This is a genomic window from Streptomyces sp. NPDC001020 (genome assembly GCF_053599115.1).
Map to the genome: position 1 here is coordinate 1 of NZ_JBSFLQ010000035.1, position 20,442 is coordinate 20,442.

Genomic DNA, 20,442 nt, shown 5'->3' on the forward strand with positions numbered 1-20,442 from the left:
GCCGACGACCGCCCCCGCCGCGTCTGTCCTTGCGGATCTCGAACTCCATCGCACCCCTTGAGCTGGGGTGTTGCGACGACCACTAGAACTCAAGCTCCCGCGCCGGGGGCGTCGCACGTTCTGGCGCTTGGTGGCTGCCGGGGTTCAGTCGGCCCAGCGCGTGGCGAAGATCTGCGCCTGGGCTTCTTCTTCAGCGGTGTCGGCGGTGCGTTCGTAGTGGCAGACCAGGCACTGGCCGATGCCGACACCCATGCCGTGGTCGTCCTGATGATCGGAACTGAAGGACTCGTAGCCGCAGACGGGGCAGTCCTGCAGGTCGAGGCCCTCGGGGTTGTGCTTCGGGTGGTAGGGCTCGTGGAGTTCGGCTGCGGCCTCTGCGCGGCGGGCGGCTTCTTCGTCGCAGACTTGATGCGCCCGTCGGCGTAGGCAACCTGGGTCGGCCACTCGTGGGCGACGATCGCCGCCAGGCCGTTGGTGAGGGCCGTGTCGAAGGCGCCGGCGGCCGCGGCGGCCGTGGGGGCTAGCTCCAGGTCGGTGGTGCACTTGGCGTAGGTCTCTGCGCGCTCGCTCTGCATGGCGCCATCATTACCGCGCCCGCGATCTCCGGACAGGAAAGCTCTGTTAACAGGCCGTTGCGCCACCGCCAAGATGTGATGGGCGCGGCTACCCCCGCACCCATCACCCCAGTTCAGAACACTTTTCCGCCTCGTCCTCACGCGGATGATCTCGACCCCTTTGCGCTTGAAGCGAGGCAGTAGGCGAGCGTCTCGTAATGGCGTGTGGCAGGCACGGTGGCGTGCTCCGCGACGAGAGCCCGCGCCTGCTCCGACAGCGGCGGCGGATCGATCCTGCCCTCACCGGCTCCGGGAACCAGTGCCTCGGCCACGTCACCGGCCGTCGGCCGTTGATCCGGATCGGGGTGAAGGCACGACAGCACCACCTCCACGAAGTCCTCGGGCAGGCCGGCGAGATCGGGTGTACCGGCCCGGATGTTGGCGACCACGGACGGCGTGTCCTGGCCCCAGGGGCTGCGCCCCAGAGCCAGACGGGCGAGGACGGTGCCCAGGGAGAACACATCGCTGGCCGGTGTGAACGTGCGCTGCTCGCGTAGTTGCTCGGGGGAGGCGTACGCGTAGGTACCGGCGAATCCGCGCCGTGGCTCGGTGAGCCGTTCGATCTGGGCGATACCGAAGTCGATGACGCGCGGGCCGTCCTCGGTCAGCAGCACGTTGGCCGGCTTGAGGTCGAGATGCACGATGCCCTCGGCGTGGATGGCGCTCAGGGCGACGGCGATGCCCGCCCCAAGCGTGCGCACCAAGTCGATGTCCAGCGGTCCGTAGCGCTCGGCGAGTTCTTGCAACGAGGGGGCTGCCACGTACGGCACCGCCATCCACGGGGGCGAACCGTCGGTGTCCGCGGCGATCACCGGAACGGTGAACCGCCCGTCGACCCGTTGGGCCGCCCGCACCTCGTGGGCGAAGCCCTGCTTGATCGGGGGAGCCGCCGCGAGGTGCGCGTGCAGCGTCTTGACCGCGACCATCAGCCCGTCGGGATCCTGGCACAGGTAGACACGCCCGAAGCCGCCCTCGCCGACGCACTCCAGTACCTCGTACCTGCCGAAGACCGGTGGCTGGTCCACTCCGGCGGTGGGCCGTGCCCGCTCCATCTCCCGCCAGGTCCCGATGGCCGCGGCCTGCCCGTGCAACGCGATCCGTCCGTCCTCGGCCCCCGAGGACGTCCGCTTCCGTGCGCCCTGTTCACCCGTCGCGGGCTGCTCGTCCTTCACCACGACGACCCGCGCCGCCGTCGGTTCGCCCGCCCGGAATTCGTACGCCTCGATCCGCACGTTCCCCTCACCCAGGCGGGACACGTAGACGCCCAGCAGCCCCAACCGTTCGCAGAGGGAGGCCTCTTCGGGTGTCGGCCGTAGATCGTCGCGGGCGAAGCAGAGGGCCGTCACGTCGTACCCCTGCCGAGACAGTTCCCCCAGCACGGTCGCCCACTGCTCCGTGGTCCATTCGCGCCATATCCGGTCGTCCGTACCGTCGTTCAGTACCGCAAGGCGGGTCGCCTGGGATGCGCCGGCCTCGCGTGCCAGCACCGCGCATGTCGTTTCCGCCGCGGCCTGTACCGCCTCGCCCAACAGCGTCGCGGTCGGTTCCGCGATGCGAAGCACCTTGCGCCGGGACATCCGGGCAAGCTCGTCGCGCTGCCCGCGAAGGATGTCGTACTCCGGCGAACCAGGCCCCTGGCCCTGAAGCTCCATGCACGCGAGTACCTTCCCGAAACAGTCGACAGCCGTCGCGTGGTCCTCCGCGCTCACCGCCGCCTTCGCCTGCGCGACGCGTGCGGAGAGGGTATGGGAGCTGCCCGCCCCGTACAGTCGCTCGTACTGCGCGGCTACCTGCCCGTACATCCGGCCCGCGCGCTGGAAGTCGCCCGCGGCTTCGACGGCGGCGGCCGTCGCGAAGAGGTCCTTGAGCCCGTCGTGGCCGCCCTCGTTGCCGAACGGCAGCTCGCCGGCGACCTCGGCGTAGCGCTGACGGGCGATTTTGACGAGCTGGTGGCCGGGGCCGAGCTCCTGTTGGGCGGTGTGCAACATCTGGGAGAACGCGCGCAGCGCGGCCGCGTTGTCGCCGCCTTTCTGCTGCCAGTAACCCACCTCGCACAGCAGGGTGAGCGCCGCCTCGGTGCGGTTTTCCCGCTCGGCGGACCGTAACATGCCTTCGTAGCGGCGAACGGCCTCCTCGGGGCGGCCTGATCGGCCGTGCCAGTGCGCGAGTTGGTGGCGGGCCAGTTCGGTGTCCGGATGACGCGGTCCCTGTATCCGCTCCCGGTCGGCGAACAGGCGGGCGAACAGTTTCACTGCGGCTTCTGGTTGCCCGGATTCGCCGGTCCAGTGGGCCAGTTGGTGCCGCAGCGCCAATGTGTCGGTGTCCCGCGGTCCCAGGACGCGTTCCGCTTGGGCGACCAGTTCCGCGTAGCGTTCGGCGGCCTTCGCGGCATTTCCCTGACGGCCCGTCATTTCAGCCGCTCTGCTGCTCTCGCTCAGCGATGCGACGAAATCCTCGTGGGAACCCGCGTAGGGATCTGATGTCGCCTTGCGCCGCCTGCCGAACCAACCCACCAAGCCACCCCCATTGCCGTAGCCGGACGCGTGTCGAGTGGCCAGTATGCTCTACCCAATCGTTTGCGCCAATCGTTTGGGTAATGACGCCTGTTGAACTCACCGAAATGGAACTGACATGTGATCGGGCGGCCCTACGCTGTCCTGCTCACCGCAGACCCGGTCCGATCGGCCTGCCCGTGGAGGCCCGCACCACGAGATCCGGGCTGAGCACTTCCGAGGTGACGGACTCACCCGCGATACGGCGGAGCAGCAGCCGTACTGCGCGTCGGCCCTGCTCGGCCATGGGGGAGTGGACACTGGTGAGCGGGACGGGCAGTTCGGCGGCGAGGGGGGTGTCGTTGAAGCCCGCGAGCGCGAGGTCTTCGCCCAGACGCAGGCCCAGGTCGCGGGCGGCGCCGATGGTGCCGATCGCCGCGAGGTCGTTGACGGCGAAGATCGCGGTCGGCCGGTCGGGCCCGCTCAGCAACTCGACGGCCGCCCGGTGCCCTCCGGTCGTGTCGAAGCGGCAGTGCCGCACCCAGTGAGTGGCCAGAGGCAGGCCGGCCTCCCGGTAGCGGTCGGTGAAGCCGGTGGTGCGGTCGGTGCCGGTGCTGGCGAAGGGTTCACCGGCGATGACGGCAACCCGGCGGTGGCCCAGAGCCAGGAAGTGCTCGGCCACGAGCCGCCCGCCCAGGTGGTCGTCGCAGGTGACCGCCGGGTGGCCGGTATCGGTGCGGCGGTTGACGAGCACGAAGGGCGTGCCGTCCAGGGCCGGGTCGGTCAGCGCGGCCCCGTCCAGGTGTGCGTCGCCGATGATGAGACCGTCCACCCGGCGGCCCAGGACCATTCCGATCCGCTCGCGCTGGGTGGTGGGGTCGTCATGAGTGTTGGTGACGAAGGTGGAGAGCCCCCGCTGGGTCGCCTCCTCCTCCACACCTTCGTAAATGGTGGCCACCACGATCTCCGACAGCCGGGGGAAGAGCACCCCGACCAGGTTGCTGCGCCGGGTGCGCAGGCTGGTGGCGTGCGGGTTGGGCCGGTAGCCGAGTTCGTCGGCCAACTCGCGGATCCGTCGCGCCGTCTCGCCGGACGCGGCGCGGCCCTGCTCCCCGGTCGAGCCGTTGAGGACTCGGGAGACCGTGGAGATGTGCAACCCAAGCTGTTCCGCGATCCCACGCAGTGTCACCGGCCCGCCGTCGCCCGCCATACCGTCTCCCACCTCGCCGTTCCTGAACCGCCCCCATTCTCCCCAACCGCGCGCCTCGGCGGGCCCGGCAGACAACGAGTTCTGCTTCCGCCATCACTGAGGGGCAGCTCGCCGACGGGGTGCGCCCCGCGGGCCAGTCCTCAGGGGCAGTCCTCCGCCTGGTCACCACCGTGTCGGCGGGGACGGACCGACGATGCGGAGGGCCCCTGATGCGTGAGACACGGGGAGCCCTTGTCCGTCTCCGGTGTTGGTCGCCACCAGGAACCGACGGCCGGTGGCCAGGCCCGATAATGGCGTTGTGATCAACAGGCGTCTGCGCGTGGTACTGGCCGAGGACTCCGTCATCCTCCGTGACGGGATGGTCGAGTTGCTCGACGCCCGCGGCTGCGAGGTGGTGGCCACCGCCGGGACGGCGCCGGAGCTGCTCGCCGTGGTCTCCGAACACCGGCCCGACGTCGCCGTGGTGGACATTCGGATGCCACCTACTCATACCGACGAGGGCATCCGTGCCGCGGTCGAGATCCGTGCGACCATGCCCGAGGTCGCCATCCTGGTCTTCTCCCAGCATGTCGAGACCGGCTGGGCCTCGCGGCTGCTGGCGGACGGCGCGGCCGGCATCGGATACCTGCTGAAGGAGCGCGTCGCCCGTACCTCGGAGTTCCTGGACGCGCTGCACCGGGTCGCCGACGGGGGCACGGCACTCGACCCCGAGGTGGTCACCCGGCTCATGCGCAGCGGGGAACGCAGCAGGGTGGACACCCTGACGGCGCGTGAGCGCGAGGTACTGGAGCTGATGGCGCAAGGCCACTCCAACCGCTCCATCGCCGGGCTGCTGATGGTGTCGGAGCGGGCGGTGGAGAAACACGTCGCCGCCGTCTTCACCAAGTTCGATCTGCCGGCGACGGGCGCCGACAACCGTCGGGTGAAGGCCGTCCTCACCTACCTCACGGAGAGTACGAGTTGACGTCCCATCACAGATGTGTCGGCAGCTCGGCGGTGACCACCGTAGGCCCGCCTCGCGGACTGTCGACCTGCAAGGAGCCGTCCACCGCGGCGAGCCTCTCGGCCAGACCGGTCAGGCCGGTACCGGCGCCGAGCGCGGCGCCGCCGCAGCCGTCGTCGCGCACGGTCAGATGGACCCGGCCATCGGCCGAGGTCGCCGTGAGTTCGGCCGAGCGGGCGCCACTGTGCTTGGCGAGGTTGGTGAGCAGCTCGGCGGCGCAGAAGTAGACGGCCTGTTCGACCACCTGGTCCGGGCGTTCACGCAGGTCCAGGCGGACGGTGACCGGCATCGGCGCGGTGGCGGTGAGTCCCGGCAGCGCCTCGCCGAGGCCGCCGTCCAACGTCACCGGGTGAATACCCCGGGTGAGCCGCCGTAGCTCGGCGATGGTGTCGTCGGTCTGGTCACGGGCGCGGTCCACCAGAGTGCGCAGCCGCCCGACGTCCGGGCCGGCGGCGGGCACGAGCGCGTCCTCGGCCAGGGAGAGGGTGATGGCCAGGGCGACCAGCCGGGCCTGGGTGCCGTCGTGCAGGTCACGCTCCAGGCGGCGGAGCTGGTCGGTGTTCTTCGCGAGCAGGGTGGCCCGGGCGGTCTCCAACTCACGCACGCGCTGCTGGGCGCGGACCGGGCCGAGCAGCAGCCGGGCGAGTCGCCGGTTCGCTCCGCTCACCGCCCGGACCGCGCCGGGCACCGCGGACAGAAGAACCAGTCCCAGCGGGACCGAGGTGGCATCCAGCCAGGTGGCCGGCCGCGGATCCGGTTCCAGTAGGCCCACCCAGAGCGGAAAGCCGATCAGCCAGCCGCAGCCGAGGGGAAGTGCCACAGCGGCGGCGAAGCCGAGTACGCCGAGCGGCAACCGCAGCACCAGGTAGACCAGCGCCCGCCAGGCGACCGGGTCGGTCAGCACGACGCGACCGCGAGCTATGACGCCCACCGGGCGGGGCAGTCGGGCCGGCGCCTCGACGTACTCGCCGAGCAACCGGCCGATCAGCCGCCGGTGCAGCGTGGCGAAACCACGCGTGCCCAGCAGTGCGGCGACCACGAACGGCAGGCCGAGCACGGTGAGCGACAGCAGCGCCCCCGCATACAGGACAGTGAGCGCGTAGCCGCCGCCGATCAACGAGAGCGGCAGTCCGACGACGGCGAACGCCCATTCGCCGCCCCGGAAGGAGAGATACCGCCGCTGCTCAGCCATGTCCAATCCGGGGTACCTCCGTTGACCCACCCGAGGCCCGCGCCGGCACCGGACCGGCGGTCGACCCACCGCCGTGCTCAGTCACGGCCACCGCCTACCAGCTCAGCCGCCGGGCCGCGAACCGCCCACAGGCCCGTCCCCAGGATGCCCGGGACAGTCAGCGCCGCCGCCCCCGCGACGATCCACCAGCAGGCGGCCACCGGGACGACCGGCATCGCCGAACCGGTCACCGCTGTGCTGAACGCCGCCGACGCGGCGGCGGCGACCGCCGCGCCGAGGAGAACACCCACCGCCGTGGTCAGTGCCGCCTCGGCGGCCAGCATGCGCAGCAACTGACGCCGCGTCGCACCGACCAGCCGCAGCAGAGCGAACTCGCGCCGCCGGTCGGCGGTGAGGGCGACCAGGGTGTTGACGGTGGAGACGGCGGAGAAGCAGACCAGCAGCGTCAGTTCGGCCTGACGCAGCCAGACGTCCGTGGCCGAGGTGACGCTGTTCGGTGTCAGGCTCGAGGCGTGCCCGGCGGTGCGTGTCATCAACAACATCGTGCCCGACAGTCCCACAAGCAGAGCGACCGGCACCACCGCGGACGACAGCCGCCGTGCGTACCCGCGCAGGTTGGCGTCGGCCAGCCAGCCCGCACCGGGTGTCAGCGCCCGTATCGGCGCGCCCAGCGCAGCGGCCAGGGCGCGCGCCGTGAGCGGCCCTGCCAGGGCGACCGCGACCAGCAGCACCAGCGAACCGAGCAACGCCGCCTGGCCCGCCTTGTCCAACTGCTCCGCCGGCCGGGTCGCGGCCAGTCGTAGCAGCAGACCGCCACCGGTGAGCGCACCGATCCCGGCGAGCAGGCGCGGTGCACCCGTCCGCCCGTACTCGGTCGAGCTCGCGGTGAGGGCGGCTGCGGGCGCGATCCGGGAGATCCGTCGGGCCGCGACGGCCGAGGCCACCAGACCGACGGCGAGCGCGGCGGCCAGCGCGACCAGCATCGGCACCGGTGTCCACGGCACCCGCACGCTCGGTCCCGCCATCCCCCGCTGCCGCAGCTCGGCGAGGAGACGACGGGCGGCCGATGCTCCGGTGACCCAGCCCGGCACGGCCACCAGCAGCGTGATCGCGACGACCTGGCCACGGACCAGCCGCCGGACCTGACGGGGCGTCGCGGCAATGGTGCGCAACAAGGCCAGCTCGCGGTACTGCTGGCGGACGGCGAATCCCAGCGCGTTGACCACGACGAAGAACGCGACCAGCACGGAGATCTCGCCGAACGCGCCGGCGATCACCATCAGCCCAGGACCGGCCGCCGCCTTCCGGGCGGCCACGGGGACGGTGGCCTCGGCGGCGAACAGCAAGCCGAACAGCGTCACGGTGGCGACAGCGAGGAGGAGCGCAACCGCCAGACCGGCGAAGGAAGCCGGGCGCCGACGGATCTGCCCGAGGGCGAGGGAACTCATCACGCTCACCCACCCAGCCGGGTCAGGTGTTCACTGACCTCGGCGGCTGTGGGCCGATCGAGCTCGTCCACCACCAGGCCATCGGCGAGCAGCAGCACGCGGTCCGCGTATCCGGCGGCAACCGGGTCATGGGTGACCATCACGCAGGTCTGGCCGTCCCGGTCCACACCGGCACGCAGCAGGTCGAGGATCTCGTGGCCGGTGGCCCGGTCGAGAGCGCCGGTCGGCTCGTCGGCGAACAGCACCTGCGGGCGGGAGACCAGGGCCCGGGCGATCGCCACCCGCTGCTGCTGCCCACCGGACAGTTGGCCGGGCCGGTGCCGCTCCCGCCCGGCCAGTCCCACCCGGGCGAGCGCGTCCAGCACCCGGTCCCGGCCAGGCCGCTCGCCGGAGAGCCGGCCGGGAAGCTCGACGTTCTGGGCGACGGTCATCGCGGGCATCAGGTTGAACGCCTGGAAGACGAACCCGACCCGGCTGCGCCGCAGTTCCGCCAGCCGCCGCTCGGGCAGCCGGGACACCTCGGTGGCGCCCCACCAGACGGTGCCCCGGCTCGGTCGGTCCATTCCCGCGAGGCAGTGCAGCAAGGTGGTCTTGCCGGATCCTGACGGCCCCATCACCGCCGTGAACGTCCCGGGAGCGAAGGAGACCGACACCCCGCGCAACGCGCGCACGGTGCCGCCGCCACGCCCGTACTCCCGGTGCAGTCCCTCTGCCCGGGCGGCGGTTTTCCGGCGCTCATCTGTCGCTGTCTCAGCCATAGGCTCATCCTCGGCGGGCGGGGCACCACGATCGATCGTGCTCACCCCCGAATCGGAGGTTCGGGAAACCGAACCCGGTCCCGTCCCTGGCGCGCCGGTCATCGCCTCGGCCCTGGTGGCGCGGCGCCTGGCAGGCGGCGGGTGCGCATCAGGTCGGCGCGGCACCTTGGCACCCCGTCCGACGGCGGGGCTGCGGGGCTTTCGAAACATAGCCCTGGCCTGACGTTCCGACACCCGGCATGGTGGTGTGCGACGCGGACTGTGCGGCCCAGCGGCCGGAGCCGTACGGGTACGTGCTGCCCATGACCGCTTCGTGCCGTGCCCGAGGACCGACAGGAGACCTTCCCATGACCGCCGACGATCTGGTCGGGCTGTTCGCCGACGAGACCCGGGTACGTGCCTTCGCCGCGGTTGCCCTCGGGGCCCGGTCCACGTCCGAGGTCGCGGACCGGGCCGGGCTGCCGCTGAAGGGCGCCGCGCTGGCGCTGCGGCGACTCCAGGACCGGGAAGTGATCACCACCGACGACACCGGACTCATGGTCGCCTACGACCACTTCCGGCACCTCGTACGTGAACGCTCCACGTCCGTGCCCACCCAGGACCACGGCTCCGGAGACGAGCACGTGGAGTCCGTACTGCGCACCTTCGTGCGCGACGGACGTCTGATACGGCTGCCCGCCCAGTGGACCCGCAAGAAGTTCGTACTCCGGTACATCGCGGAACAGACCTTCCGACCGGGCATCGACTACTCGGAGCAGACCGTCAACGACAGACTGCGCGAATGGTGCGACGGCGGCGGGCTCGATCACGTCACACTGCGCCGCTACCTGGTCGACCTGCACCACCTGCACCGGCGTGACGGCAGGTACTGGAGGCCCGCCGACGACGGCGCCCCGGCCGACTGAGACGGTCGGCCATGGAGCCGACATCAATGCTCCAGCCGTCACCCTCCACGAGTCCGCCTCACCGAAGGACCGGCCGCCTCACCACTCAACACCCGCTGTGATCTACACCACTTAATTGCTCATACCCGTGATGTTTGTCAGCGGTACCACGCTGAAAGGGTGAGGCACTCGCGTGACAGGTGTGCCTAGGTGGCTTTTTTCTGTGGCCTTTCTTGGCCTTCTGTGGGGTGAATACGTCGTGAGCCGTCGTACGTCGCATGCGTACAGACCGCTGAGCTTGAAGCGCCGGGTGTGGCTGACGCTCGGTGCCGTGGTGCTGGGGGGCGGTGGAGTGGTGACCTATGCCGTCGCCACTCCCTCCGACTCCGGTGAGACGGGCCGGGCCAAGCGGCCGGTGAAGGTCTACGACCTTGCGCTGAAAGGTACTTCGGGCGACAAGGAGGAACTGCCGCGCACGGACACCGAGCAGTTCTCGCTGCTCGGCGTCACCTGGACGAGCGGCGGCCAGCGGTTGAACGGCACGGCGCAGGTGCGTACCCGGAGCAAGGAGACCGGCGACTGGAGTGCCTGGCGTGACCTCGAACTGAACGTCGACCCGCTGGAGAAGCCGGGCCGCGGCGTGCGCGGCGAGTCCGAGCCGCTGTGGGTCGGGTCCTCCGACGGCGTCCAGGTGCAGGTCGTCCGCAAGAACGGCACCGCCGGTCCGCTGCCCAAGGGGCTCAAGGTCAGCCTGGTTGATCCCGGCGTGGTGACCGACGCCGAGACCAAGGCACCCACCGGGAGCGAGCCGGCCGCCTTCGTCGCCGCGGAGAGCCCCGCCGAGCCCAGCGACGGCACCACCGCCACGCCGACGGCTCCCACCGACGCCACGCCCGCGACCACCCCCTCGACGAGCGCGTCCGCCAGCGCATCGCCCACCGTGCCGCCCGCGCCGCCGTCCACCGTGCCGAAACCGACGATCGTCTCGCGCGCCGACTGGGGCGCCGACGAGTCGCGCAGCCCCGACCCGTCGGAGTACAACGCCGATGTGAAGACCGTGTTCGTCCACCACACCGACGGAGTGGACTACACATGTGACCAGTCGGCGTCGATCGTGCGCGCCGTCTACACGTACCACACGACTGACAAGCCGAACGAGGCGGCCTGGAACGACATCGGCTACAACTTCCTGGTCGACAAGTGCGGCACCGTCTTCGAGGGCCGCAAGGGCGGTGTCGACCGGCCGGTACTCGGTGCCCACACCTACGGCTGGAACCGGGAGTCCGCGGGCATCGCGGTGCTCGGTACCTACACCTCCGCCGGTGCCTCCAACGCCGCGCTGGCCTCCGTCGCCCGGGTCGCGGCGTGGAAGCTCGGCCAGTACGGCGCCGACCCCGCCGGGACCGTCCAGCTCACCACGGCTGCCACGCAGAAGAACTACTTCGGCACCAGCTTCGTCTCGGGCAGCAAGTACACCTTCAACCGGATCTCCGCCCACCGCGACGGCTTCAACACCGTGTGCCCCGGTAACTCCCTCTACGCCCAGGTGCCGACCATCCGCTCCTGGGCGGCCGGACCGGTGCAGGGACTGAAGGTCACCTCGGTCACGGGCGCGACCCTTTCGGGTTCGACGTACTACACCAAGGGCGCCATCACTGCGAAGTGGTCGGCCACCACACCGTCCGCGCTCATCAAGAACTTCCAGCTGATGGTCGACGGCAAGGCCGTCACCACAGCCGCGGGTACCGCCACCTCCGTCGGTGCCACCCTGCCCGTGGGCACCCACACCGTTGCCGTACGGGCGGTGCACCAGTCCGGCAAGACCGCGACCAGCGCAGCGCTGAACGTCGTGGCGGACACGACCGCACCGACCTTCACCACCAGCCCGAAGCTCTCCCTGCGCACCGGCACCGTCAACACCACGGCCGTCCCGGTCTCCCTCGGCTGGAAGGCCACCGACGACAAGGCCCTGCGTCAGGTGAGCCTGCTGTCCCCGGCCACGGCCACCTTCGGCCCGACCGTCACCAGCTCCAACCGCACGGCCGCGTCGGGCAAGGCCACCACCTGGTCGATGCGCGCCGACGACTACGCCGGCAACTCCCGCACGTCCTCGCCTTCGTACACCCCGATGATCCTGCAGGAGAGTGCGGCCACCAAGTCCGGTAGCTGGACCACCCGTTCCTCCACCAGCTACCTCGGCGGCAAGTCCTACTCCAGCGGCTCCAAGAGCGCCAGCCTGACCTGGACCTTCACCGGCCGCTCCGCCGCCTGGGTGGTCTCCCGCGCCTCCAGCTCGGGTCAGGCATACGTCTATGTCGACGGCACCAAGGTCGCCACCGTGGACCTGAAGTCCTCCACCACCCAGTACCGGCAGGCCATCTGGACCAAGACCTGGTCCGGTAGCGCGAAGCACACCGTCAAGATCGTCGTGGTCGGCACCAGCGGCCGTCCCACCATCACCACCGACGGCCTCGTCTACATCAAGTAGCCGACAGGGCATCAAGTAACCATCATCAGACCGTGGTTGACGACGCACTCCGTCGGCCGACGCTTACGTGAGTGCACACCAGGACGTCGGCCTTTCCCTGCGACGAGCAGGGGGAGGCCGACGTCTCGTGTTCTGCATGAGACGAGTGGGCCGGGGGTCCTGCGGAGCGAGAGTCGAGCACGTACTGCCGCTGGGTGAGCGCACAAGAACTCCGCACACCCCATGCTTGTCAGAGCTCGTCTGTACGCTGCTGGCGTTGATCCGGAAGACCCGGCGGACCACCGGTCCGTCGAGCAGCGTGAGCCGGGAAACCCCCGCCTTCAGCGGGCAGCAGTCAACTCGACGGTACGGATGAGGACGGTTCTTGCTCCACGAAGACAGACCCCGCCACGCCCGAGCGTACGACGGGGAGTTAGGCGTGGCCGTCGCACAGGCTCAGGAAGGGGACGAGGCGGCCTTCGCGGTCGCGTACCGGATGGTGCAGCCCGGCCTGCTCGGCTACCTGCGCGGCATCGTCGGTGACGACGCCGAGGACGTGGCCTCCGAAGCCTGGCTCGAGATCGCCCGCGATCTCGGACGGTTCAAGGGTGACGGTGCCGGCTTTCGTGGCTGGAGCGCCACCATTGCCCGCCACCGGGCCCTCGATCTGTTGCGACGCCGCCGTAGTCGCCCCGTGCCCGCCGCGGTCGACGTGCAGTCGGTGGAACTGCCGGGGCCACACAGTACCGACGGCCAGGCCCTGGAGGTCCTCTCGACACAGTGCGCGCTGGAACTGGTGCGCGGTCTGCCTCGCGATCAGGCTGAAGCGGTGCTGCTGCGCGTCGTGGTCGGCCTTGACGGCCCGGCCGCCGCGCGGGTTCTCGGTAAGCGCCCCGGTGCCGTGCGCACCGCCGCCCACCGCGGGCTGAAACGGCTGGCCCGTCAACTCGGAGTGGAGGATGTGAAAGAAGAACAGCCCCGTACGCTGAGGCAGTCGAAGTGAGCACTCATCACGGCGAGCACATCGAGCAGACGAGCAGCAACCGCACGAGGACGGACACGAGCATGCGCGACCGACGGGGCGATGGCGAAGCATTCGCCGGTGCGGGTGGCCACGTGCCTCGTAGTGACAACCCAGTCGATCCCACCGTGCTGGAAACGGCGCTCGGTGACGCCTTGCGAGCGGACGCCCTCGACCCGCAGGCCGAACGGCACGCCGTGGCCGCTTTCCGTGCTGCCCGGGAGGCCGGGGTTCACAAGGACGCGCGGACGCGTGGACGGGACGACTGGCGGGCCAGGCGCGGCTCGCTTCGACGTGGCATGAAAGCCGCTGTCGCCCTGTTCGGCGCAAGCCTCACCCTTGGGGGCGTCGCGATCGCCGCGATCGGCTCACCCGACGGCACCCGCGCCCCGCAGGACCAGGCTTCCGGACCACGGCATCCGTCGCCGACCGCTCGGCAACCCTCGTCCCCGATGCCGCGGACGGACCGGCCCGACAAGCCCGCCGAGCCCGCCGAGCCCGCCGAGCCGCGCACCTCCGTGGCCGCCGAGCGCCCGCCCACCGCCAAGGACGTCCAGGCGCACTGCCGCGCCTACGCGTCGGTGAAGGACCGAGGGAAAGCGCTGGAGTCGACCGCCTGGCAGCGGTTCATCGCGACGGCCGGCGGGGAGGACAACGTCGCCGCGTTCTGTGCCGACCTGCTGGCGCGGACGGAGGCGGACAACCCGGGCAAGGCGAAGGGGAAGGGAAACCCCAAGTCCGCGGGCAGGACGCCGGAACAGACGGGCCCGCAGGGGAAGGGTCCGCAGGGGAGGGGCCCGCAGGGGAGGGGCCCGCAGGGGACCCCGTAGCGAGGGCGCCGAGGTGTACCTGAGTACACCCCCGTTCGGCACCCAGGTGCAGTGTCCGCGACCGTCCTGACCGGCATCGTCGAAGGCGATGGATCCGGTTCCCACGACGGGGGTTTGCGATATGCGGCACGACAGGCACAGGAACGGCAGCGACAAGTGGGCGGGGCCCGCGGGGGTGTTTTTCGGCGTCGCGTTCGTGGGGGCAGGGCTTCTGGGCGCGGTACAGCCCGCCACCGGGATCCCGGACGAGGTCGTCCAGCTGACCCAGTTCGGGCCTGCCCTCGGAGTACTGGCCGTGGCGCTGGTGTGGCCCTCGCGGACCCGGACGCTGTTGGTGCCCCGACAGGCGACGTTGCTGCCGGGCGGCGCACGGCGGGTGGGCCGCGATGTCTCCCCCTGGCCGCTGCTCGCCACGGCAGTTGTGATCATCCTGCTCGCGACGGGGATGTACGCCCTGCTCAGCGGTGACGCCCATCTCACGGACCCGAGGACGCTGGCGCATCCCTTCGTCCTGATCGCCGCGGCTCAGTTGGTCGGCGCGTGCGGTGAGGAGATCGGTTGGCGGTGCCTGCTCCAGCCCTTGTTGCGGACCCGGTTCCGCCCGCTCGCGGCGTCGGTCGTCGTGGGCGTGGTGTGGGGCCTGTGGCACGTGCAGGTTTTCGGTCGTGCCCCGGCGTACGCGGCCGGGTTCCTGCTGGCCACGACGGCGATGTCGGTGGTCCTCGGGCTCGGACTGGAGCGGGTCCGGGCGAACCGCCTGCTGCTCGCGGGCGGCTTCCACACCCTGGTCAATCTGGGCATGCTCCTGTGCATGGACGAGGAGTCGGGCAGGGTGCTGCCCATGGTGCTCTTCGGCCTGGCCGCCCTGGTGGCGGCGGTGCCGTGGGCGGTGCACTCGGCGGGCGTCGCTCGCCGGGAGGCCAATGCCTGCCGCGGCACTAGGATCCCGGGCGAGGAGCGCTGAACACGGGGGAACGGCGGGGGACATGGCAGTGGGGCACGAGCACCGTCCGGTGCACTGTGGGGCGGGCCCGGAAGGCAGCGTACGGCCTGTGGTGAGCGGCCGGACGGCCCTGGTCAGGTGCCAGTTGCTGAGCCTTGACGGCCTCGCCGTGTTCGCCGCCGGGAGTCTGGTGGCGGGCGCACTGCTCCTGGTCCCGCTCGGCATCGGCTTCTGGCTGCTGCCACCCGCGGCAGCCTTCCTGCGCCGGGCCTCCGACCGGTACCGGTCCCGCATCGCCCGCTGGACCGGTACCCCGGTCAGCCCGCCCGAGCCCCTTGACCGCGGACTGTCCGGGCGATCGGGCCCCGCGGGGCGTGCGCGCAGGCAGGCAGCCGCGGTCCTCGGTGACGACGGCTTCTGGCGCGACCTGCGCTGGGCCTCGCTGGAACCGTGGGCCGGCGGTCTGCTGGTCGCGCTGCCGCCGACCCTGTTCGTGTACGGGTCGTTCGGCGTACTGCTCCATTGGCTCCTGTGGTGGCTGCGCGGCGACGGCGACTGGTATGCGTTCGTACCCGTCCACTCCACCGCGACGCTGCTTGCCGCGCTGGCCCTCGGTCTCGTGTTCATGGCGGCGGGCGTATGGCTGGCCCCCGCGGTCGTGGACCTGCACTCCCGGCTCAGCCGCCGCCTGCTGGCCGCGCCACCCACCGCCGAACTGGCCCGGCGCGTCGCCCGGCTCACCGAGACCCGGGCCCAGGCGCTGGACGTGCACGCGGCCGAACTGCACCGCATCGAGCGTGACCTGCACGACGGCGCCCAGGCCCGGCTGGTCGCCCTCGGCATGACGCTGGACCGGGCGACCCGGCTGCTGTCCGACGACCCCGGCACCGCCCGCGAGCTGCTGCTGGACGTGCGCGAGGCGTCCGAGCGGGCCCTGCAGGACCTGCGGGAACTCGTCCGGGGCATCCATCCGCCGGTCCTCGCCGACCGCGGACTCGGCGACGCGCTACGGTCGCTGGCGCTCGACAGCTTCCTCGACGTCCATATCGACGTACGGCTGCCCGTACGGCTCCCGGCGCCGGTCGAGTCCGCCGCCTACTTCGCCGTCGCCGAACTACTGGCCAACGCGGGCAAGCACTCCGGCGCCGACGAGGTGCGTGTCACCGCGGCCCACGACGGCACCCGGCTGCGCGTCACGGTCGCCGACGACGGGCGCGGCGGCGCGGACCTGGCGGGAGGGACCGGACTGCTGGGCGTACGGCGGAGGTTGGGTACCTTCGATGGCACCCTCGCCGTGCGCAGCCCGCCCGGCGGACCGACCATCGTGACCCTGGAGATTCCGTGCGCGTCGTCCTCGCCGAAGACCTCTTCCTGCTGAGGGAAGGCCTGGAACGCACCCTGCGCGAGCACGGCTGCCAGGTGGTCGCGGTCGACAACGGCCCCGCGCTGCGACGGGCCCTGTGTGAGGAGGACCTGGACGTGGCGGTGGTCGACATCCGCCTGCCGCCGACCTTCACCGACGAAGGACTCAAGGCCGCCGTCGAGGCCCGCCGCGACCGACCCGGCCTGCCCGTGCTCGTCCTGTCCCAGTACGTCGAGCAGTTGTACGTCCACGAGTTGCTGGCCTCGGGTGACGGCGCCGTCGGCTACCTCCTCAAGGACCGGGTCACCCGCACCGACCAGTTCCTCGACGCGGTCCGCGCTGTCGCGTCCGGCGGCACGGTCATGGATCCGCAGGTCATCACGAGGTTCCTGACCCGCAGCGAGGCACGGGGTCGCACCGACGGGCTCACCCCGCGCGAGCACGAGGTCCTGAAACTCATGGCCGAGGCCCGGTCGAACGCGGCGATCGGGCGCGCCCTGCACATCAGCGGGAGCGCGGTGGCCAAGCACATCGCCGCGATCTTCGCCAAGCTGGGTATCGAGGCCTCGGACGACGACAACCGGCGGGTGCGGGCCGTGCTGACGTACCTCAAGGGGTGACGGGCCCGCGCGGTGGGCGTCGCTGACACCGTCGATAGGGTGGTTGCCATGGAACCGGTGGTGGTCAGTGCGTGTCTGACGGGTGTGCCGTGTCGGTACAACGGGCGTGCGGTGGAGTCCGAGCAGGCGCGAGCCCTGGCGGCCGAGGGGGCCGCGGTCGCGTTCTGCCCCGAGGTGGCAGGCGGCCTGCCCACCCCGCGCGTACCGGCCGAGATCGTCGGCGGGGACGGTGAGGACGTCCTGGAGGGTCGTGCCAGGGTGGTCGACGCCACGGGCGCGGACTGCACCGCGCCCTTCGTGGACGGTGCCCGCCAGGTGCTGGCCGCCGCTCAGGCCGCCGGGGCCCGTAGGGCGCTGTTGACGGGCCGCAGCCCGTCGTGCGGCTGCGGACAGATCTACGACGGCACCTTCAGCGGCACCTTGCGCCCCGGGGACGGTGTGGCGGCGGCGCTGCTGCGCCGTAACGGCATCCAGGTGGACACGGCCTGATGCACCGGCCGCTGACTCCGCTCAGTGGCCCTTGTCGTCGACACGCCCGTCGGCCCGGCACCGCTGGGGCGGGCGCCGGGCCGGGCGCGTCGTTCAGGACAGACAGCCGACGTGGGCCAGGGCCTGCTTGAGCAGGACGCCCTGGCCTCCCGGCATCTCGTTCTGCACCACCATCGAGGAGGCCTCCTGCGGGCTGAACCACTCGAGGTCGAGCGCGTCCTGGCGAGGACGGCAGTCGCCGGACACGGGGACGATGTAGGCGAGCGACACGGCGTGCTGGCGCGGATCGTGGAACGGCGTGATCCCCTGCGTCGGGAAGTACTCGGCGACGGTGAAGGGCTGCAGGGAGGGCGGGACACGGGGCAGGGCCACCGGGCCGAGGTCCTTCTCCAGGTGGCGCAGGAGGGCGTCCCGGACCCGTTCGTGGTGCAGGACCCGCCCGGAGACGAGAGCGCGGCTGACGGTCCCGTCGGGGCCGATTCGCAGCAGTAGGCCGATGCTGGTGACTTCGCCGCTGTCGTCGACGCGCACGGGCACGGCTTCCACGTACAGGATCGGCATGCGGGCGCGCGCCAGCTCGAGTTCGTCGTGAGCCAGCCAGCCGGGCGTGGTTTCGGTCGTGTCAGGCATTTCCCGATCGTACGGCGGGCGGCTCGTGCCGTGTGCGTGTTGCTCCAGGTCAGACGGATCTCACACCGAAGCGGGTGACGGGCTCAGCCACGGGGCCCGGGAAGTGAACACCCGTCGGCCGACCCCTTCGGCGAATGACCGACCCCAGGCCCCAGCAGACCGCTCCAGCAGACCGCCCCGGCCGGATCGGATCCGGCCGGGGCGGCTGTGCGCACGGATGCGGGTTGTTCGCGGGCGTCGGTTACGCCAGCGACGCCAGCGCCGAGTTCCAGGTCGCCGACGGGCGCATGACCGCGGCGGCCTTGGCCGGGTCGGGCTGGTAGTACCCGCCGATGTCGGCCGGCTTGCCCTGGACGGCGATCAGCTCGTCGACGATCTTCTGCTCGCTCGCGGCGAGCGTCTCGGCGAGCGGCGCGAACGCCTTGGCCAGCTCCGCGTCATCGGTCTGCTTGGCCAGCTCCTGCGCCCAGTACAGGGACAGGTAGAAGTGGCTGCCGCGGTTGTCGATGCCGCCGACGCGACGGGTCGGGGACTTGTCCTCGTTGAGGAACGTCGCGGTGGCGCGGTCGAGGGTGTCGGCGAGGACCTGGGCGCGGGTGTTGCCGGTGGTCTTCGCGTACTGCTCGAGGGACGGCACCAGCGCGAAGAACTCACCGAGCGAGTCCCAGCGCAGGTAGTCCTCCTTGACCAGCTGCTGGACGTGCTTGGGCGCGGAGCCGCCGGCACCCGTCTCGAACAGGCCGCCGCCCGCCATCAGCGGGACGACCGACAGCATCTTGGCGCTGGTGCCCAACTCCAGGATCGGGAACAGGTCCGTGAGGTAGTCACGGAGCACGTTGCCGGTGACGGAGATGGTGTTCTCGCCGCGGCGGATGCGCTCCACGGACAGCTTGGTCGCCTCGACGGGGGACAGGACGCGGATGTCCAGGCCCTCGGTGTCGTGCTCGGGCAGGTACTGCTCGACCTTGGCGATCAGGTTGGCGTCGTGGGCGCGGTTGGAGTCCAGCCAGAACACCGCGGGGTCGCCGGTGGCGCGGGCGCGGGTGACGGCGAGCTTCACCCAGTCCCTGATCGGGGCGTCCTTGGTCTGGCAGGCGCGGAAGATGTCGCCCGCGGAGACCGTCTGCTCCAGGACGGCGTTGCCGGCCTGGTCGACCAGGCGGACCGTGCCCGTGGTCGGGATCTCGAAGGTCTTGTCGTGGCTGCCGTACTCCTCGGCCTTCTGCGCCATGAGGCCGACGTTCGGGACGGAGCCCATGGTGGCCGGGTCGTAGGCGCCGTGGGCGCGGCAGTCGTCGACCACGGCCTGGTACACGCCGGAGTAGCTGCTGTCGGGCAGGACCGCGAGGGTGTCGTGCTCCTGGCCGTCCGGGCCCCACATGTGACCGGAGGTGCGGATCATGGCCGGCATGGAGGCGTCGACGATGACGTCGGAGGGCACGTGCAGGTTGGTGATGCCCTTGTCGGAGTCGACCATGGCCAGCTCCGGGCCCTCGGCCAGCTCGGCGTCGAAGGAGGCCTTGATCTCGGCGCCCTCCGGCAGGCCCTCCAGGCCCTTGAAGATGCCGCCCAGACCGTCGTTCGGGGTCAGGCCGGCCGCGGCGAACGTCTCGCCGTACTTCGCGAACGTCTTCGGGAAGAAGGCGCGCACCACATGACCGAAGATGATCGGGTCGGAGACCTTCATCATCGTGGCCTTCAGGTGCACGGAGAAGAGGACACCCTCCTCCTTGGCACGGGCGACCTGGGCGGTCAGGAACTCGCGCAGGGCGGCGACGCGCATCACGGAGGCGTCGACGACCTCGCCTTCGAGGACCGGCACCGACTCGCGCAGCACGGTGGTGGAGCCGTCGTCGCCCTTGAGCTCGATGCGCAGCGAACCGGCCTCGGAGATCACCACGGACTTCTCGGTGGAGCAGAAGTCGTCCACGCCCATGGTCGCCACGTTGGTCTTGGACTCGGAGGTCCAGGCGCCCATGCGGTGCGGGTGGGTCTTGGCGTAGTTCTTGACCGAGGCGGGGGCACGACGGTCGGAGTTGCCCTCACGCAGGACCGGGTTCACGGCGGAGCCCTTGATCTTGTCGTAGCGGGCGCGGATCTCGCGCTCCTCGTCTGTCTTCGGGTCGTCCGGGTAGGCGGGCAGCGCGTAGCCCTGGCCCTGCAGCTCGGCGATCGCGGCCTTGAGCTGCGGGATCGACGCCGAGATGTTCGGCAGCTTGATGATGTTGGCCGCGGGCGTCTTGGCCAGCTCGCCCAGCTCGGCGAGGGCGTCCGGGATGCGCTGGCCCTCCTTGAGGTACTCCGGGAACACGGCGATGATGCGCCCGGCCAGCGAGATGTCACGGGTCTCCACAGCGACACCCGCCTGCGAGGCGTACGCCCGGACCACCGGCAGGAAGGAATACGTCGCCAGTGCGGGGGCCTCGTCAGTGTGTGTGTAAATGATGGTCGAGTCAGTCACCGGGTGCTCCGCTCCAC

17 protein-coding genes are annotated in these 20,442 nt (G+C 71.0%); 9 read left to right on the plus strand and 8 right to left on the minus strand.

Annotated features, from left to right (window positions below):
- Positions 1–144 precede the first annotated feature (144 nt).
- The 3 genes from ACWDEX_RS27900 to ACWDEX_RS27910 all read right to left on the minus strand — a co-directional run bounded on the left by ACWDEX_RS27900 (position 145) and on the right by ACWDEX_RS27910 (position 4,328).
- A complete protein-coding gene (locus ACWDEX_RS27900; RefSeq protein ID WP_450466958.1) occupies positions 145–444 on the minus strand; it encodes a hypothetical protein in 300 nt (99 codons plus the stop codon).
- 268 nt (positions 445–712) lie between these two features.
- Positions 713–3,025, minus strand: a complete 2,313-nt coding sequence (locus tag ACWDEX_RS27905) for a protein kinase domain-containing protein (RefSeq protein ID WP_450466960.1) — start codon at positions 3,023–3,025, stop codon at positions 713–715.
- 250 nt (positions 3,026–3,275) lie between these two features.
- A complete protein-coding gene (locus tag ACWDEX_RS27910; protein WP_450466962.1) occupies positions 3,276–4,328 on the minus strand; it encodes a LacI family DNA-binding transcriptional regulator in 1,053 nt (350 codons plus the stop codon).
- A gap of 286 nt (positions 4,329–4,614) precedes the next feature.
- On the opposite strand from ACWDEX_RS27910, the gene ACWDEX_RS27915 reads away from it, so the two are divergent.
- Positions 4,615–5,280 (plus strand): response regulator, encoded by a 666-nt coding sequence (locus ACWDEX_RS27915; RefSeq protein WP_450466964.1) that lies wholly within the window; start codon positions 4,615–4,617, stop codon positions 5,278–5,280.
- A gap of 7 nt (positions 5,281–5,287) precedes the next feature.
- Here ACWDEX_RS27915 and ACWDEX_RS27920 read toward each other — a convergent pair whose 3' ends face one another.
- The 3 genes from ACWDEX_RS27920 to ACWDEX_RS27930 all read right to left on the minus strand — a co-directional run bounded on the left by ACWDEX_RS27920 (position 5,288) and on the right by ACWDEX_RS27930 (position 8,717).
- Positions 5,288–6,511 carry a sensor histidine kinase gene (locus ACWDEX_RS27920; RefSeq protein ID WP_450466965.1) on the minus strand — a complete coding sequence of 408 codons (1,224 nt, stop codon included), beginning with the start codon at positions 6,509–6,511 and terminating at the stop codon, positions 5,288–5,290.
- A gap of 77 nt (positions 6,512–6,588) precedes the next feature.
- On the minus strand, positions 6,589–7,959 hold the full coding sequence (locus ACWDEX_RS27925; protein WP_450466966.1) for an FtsX-like permease family protein: 1,371 nt from the start codon (positions 7,957–7,959) through the stop codon (positions 6,589–6,591).
- A gap of 5 nt (positions 7,960–7,964) precedes the next feature.
- Positions 7,965–8,717: an ABC transporter ATP-binding protein gene (locus tag ACWDEX_RS27930; RefSeq protein WP_450466967.1), complete on the minus strand. Its 753-nt coding sequence runs from the start codon at positions 8,715–8,717 to the stop codon at positions 7,965–7,967.
- Positions 8,718–9,064: 347 nt separating this feature from the next.
- On the opposite strand from ACWDEX_RS27930, the gene ACWDEX_RS27935 reads away from it, so the two are divergent.
- The 8 genes from ACWDEX_RS27935 (at position 9,065) to ACWDEX_RS27970 (ending at position 17,334) form a co-directional block, all read left to right on the plus strand.
- Entirely contained in the window at positions 9,065–9,622 is a 558-nt protein-coding gene (locus ACWDEX_RS27935; RefSeq protein ID WP_450466968.1) for a DUF2087 domain-containing protein, read from the plus strand.
- Between the two features lie 277 nt (positions 9,623–9,899).
- Entirely contained in the window at positions 9,900–12,089 is a 2,190-nt protein-coding gene (locus ACWDEX_RS27940) for a peptidoglycan recognition protein family protein (RefSeq protein WP_450466969.1), read from the plus strand.
- Between the two features lie 364 nt (positions 12,090–12,453).
- The gene (locus tag ACWDEX_RS27945; RefSeq protein ID WP_450466970.1) at positions 12,454–13,071 is read left to right on the plus strand and encodes an RNA polymerase sigma factor; all 618 of its coding nucleotides are present in this window, start codon (positions 12,454–12,456) and stop codon (positions 13,069–13,071) included.
- A complete protein-coding gene (locus ACWDEX_RS27950) occupies positions 13,068–13,919 on the plus strand; it encodes a hypothetical protein (RefSeq protein ID WP_450466971.1) in 852 nt (283 codons plus the stop codon). The genes ACWDEX_RS27945 and ACWDEX_RS27950 overlap by 4 nt, the downstream gene beginning before the upstream one ends.
- A 121-nt stretch (positions 13,920–14,040) precedes the next feature.
- Positions 14,041–14,883, plus strand: coding sequence for a CPBP family intramembrane glutamic endopeptidase (locus ACWDEX_RS27955; protein ID WP_450466972.1), 843 nt, complete (start codon positions 14,041–14,043; stop codon positions 14,881–14,883).
- A 91-nt stretch (positions 14,884–14,974) separates the two neighbouring features.
- Positions 14,975–16,240, plus strand: a complete 1,266-nt coding sequence (locus ACWDEX_RS27960) for a histidine kinase (protein ID WP_450466973.1) — start codon at positions 14,975–14,977, stop codon at positions 16,238–16,240.
- Positions 16,204–16,845: a response regulator transcription factor gene (locus ACWDEX_RS27965; protein WP_450466974.1), complete on the plus strand. Its 642-nt coding sequence runs from the start codon at positions 16,204–16,206 to the stop codon at positions 16,843–16,845. The genes ACWDEX_RS27960 and ACWDEX_RS27965 overlap by 37 nt, the downstream gene beginning before the upstream one ends.
- A 48-nt stretch (positions 16,846–16,893) precedes the next feature.
- Positions 16,894–17,334 (plus strand): DUF523 domain-containing protein, encoded by a 441-nt coding sequence (locus ACWDEX_RS27970; RefSeq protein WP_450466975.1) that lies wholly within the window; start codon positions 16,894–16,896, stop codon positions 17,332–17,334.
- 93 nt (positions 17,335–17,427) lie between these two features.
- On the opposite strand, the gene ACWDEX_RS27975 is transcribed toward ACWDEX_RS27970, so the two are convergent.
- Both ACWDEX_RS27975 and ACWDEX_RS27980 read right to left on the minus strand, forming a co-directional pair.
- The gene (locus ACWDEX_RS27975) at positions 17,428–17,964 is read right to left on the minus strand and encodes an NUDIX hydrolase family protein (RefSeq protein WP_450466976.1); all 537 of its coding nucleotides are present in this window, start codon (positions 17,962–17,964) and stop codon (positions 17,428–17,430) included.
- A 241-nt stretch (positions 17,965–18,205) separates the two neighbouring features.
- Positions 18,206–20,425 (minus strand): NADP-dependent isocitrate dehydrogenase, encoded by a 2,220-nt coding sequence (locus ACWDEX_RS27980; RefSeq protein WP_450466977.1) that lies wholly within the window; start codon positions 20,423–20,425, stop codon positions 18,206–18,208.
- Positions 20,426–20,442: the final 17 nt, after the last annotated feature.

Coding starts and splice junctions, on each gene's coding strand:
- ACWDEX_RS27905 (WP_450466960.1), bottom strand. CDS start 3,025: ATGACGGGCCGTCAGGGAAATGCCGCGAAGGCCGCCGAACGCTACGCG.
- ACWDEX_RS27920 (WP_450466965.1), bottom strand. CDS start 6,511: ATGGCTGAGCAGCGGCGGTATCTCTCCTTCCGGGGCGGCGAATGGGCG.
- ACWDEX_RS27925 (WP_450466966.1), bottom strand. CDS start 7,959: ATGAGTTCCCTCGCCCTCGGGCAGATCCGTCGGCGCCCGGCTTCCTTC.
- ACWDEX_RS27930 (WP_450466967.1), bottom strand. CDS start 8,717: ATGGCTGAGACAGCGACAGATGAGCGCCGGAAAACCGCCGCCCGGGCA.
- ACWDEX_RS27935 (WP_450466968.1), top strand. CDS start 9,065: ATGACCGCCGACGATCTGGTCGGGCTGTTCGCCGACGAGACCCGGGTA.
- ACWDEX_RS27955 (WP_450466972.1), top strand. CDS start 14,041: ATGCGGCACGACAGGCACAGGAACGGCAGCGACAAGTGGGCGGGGCCC.
- ACWDEX_RS27970 (WP_450466975.1), top strand. CDS start 16,894: ATGGAACCGGTGGTGGTCAGTGCGTGTCTGACGGGTGTGCCGTGTCGG.
- ACWDEX_RS27975 (WP_450466976.1), bottom strand. CDS start 17,964: ATGCCTGACACGACCGAAACCACGCCCGGCTGGCTGGCTCACGACGAA.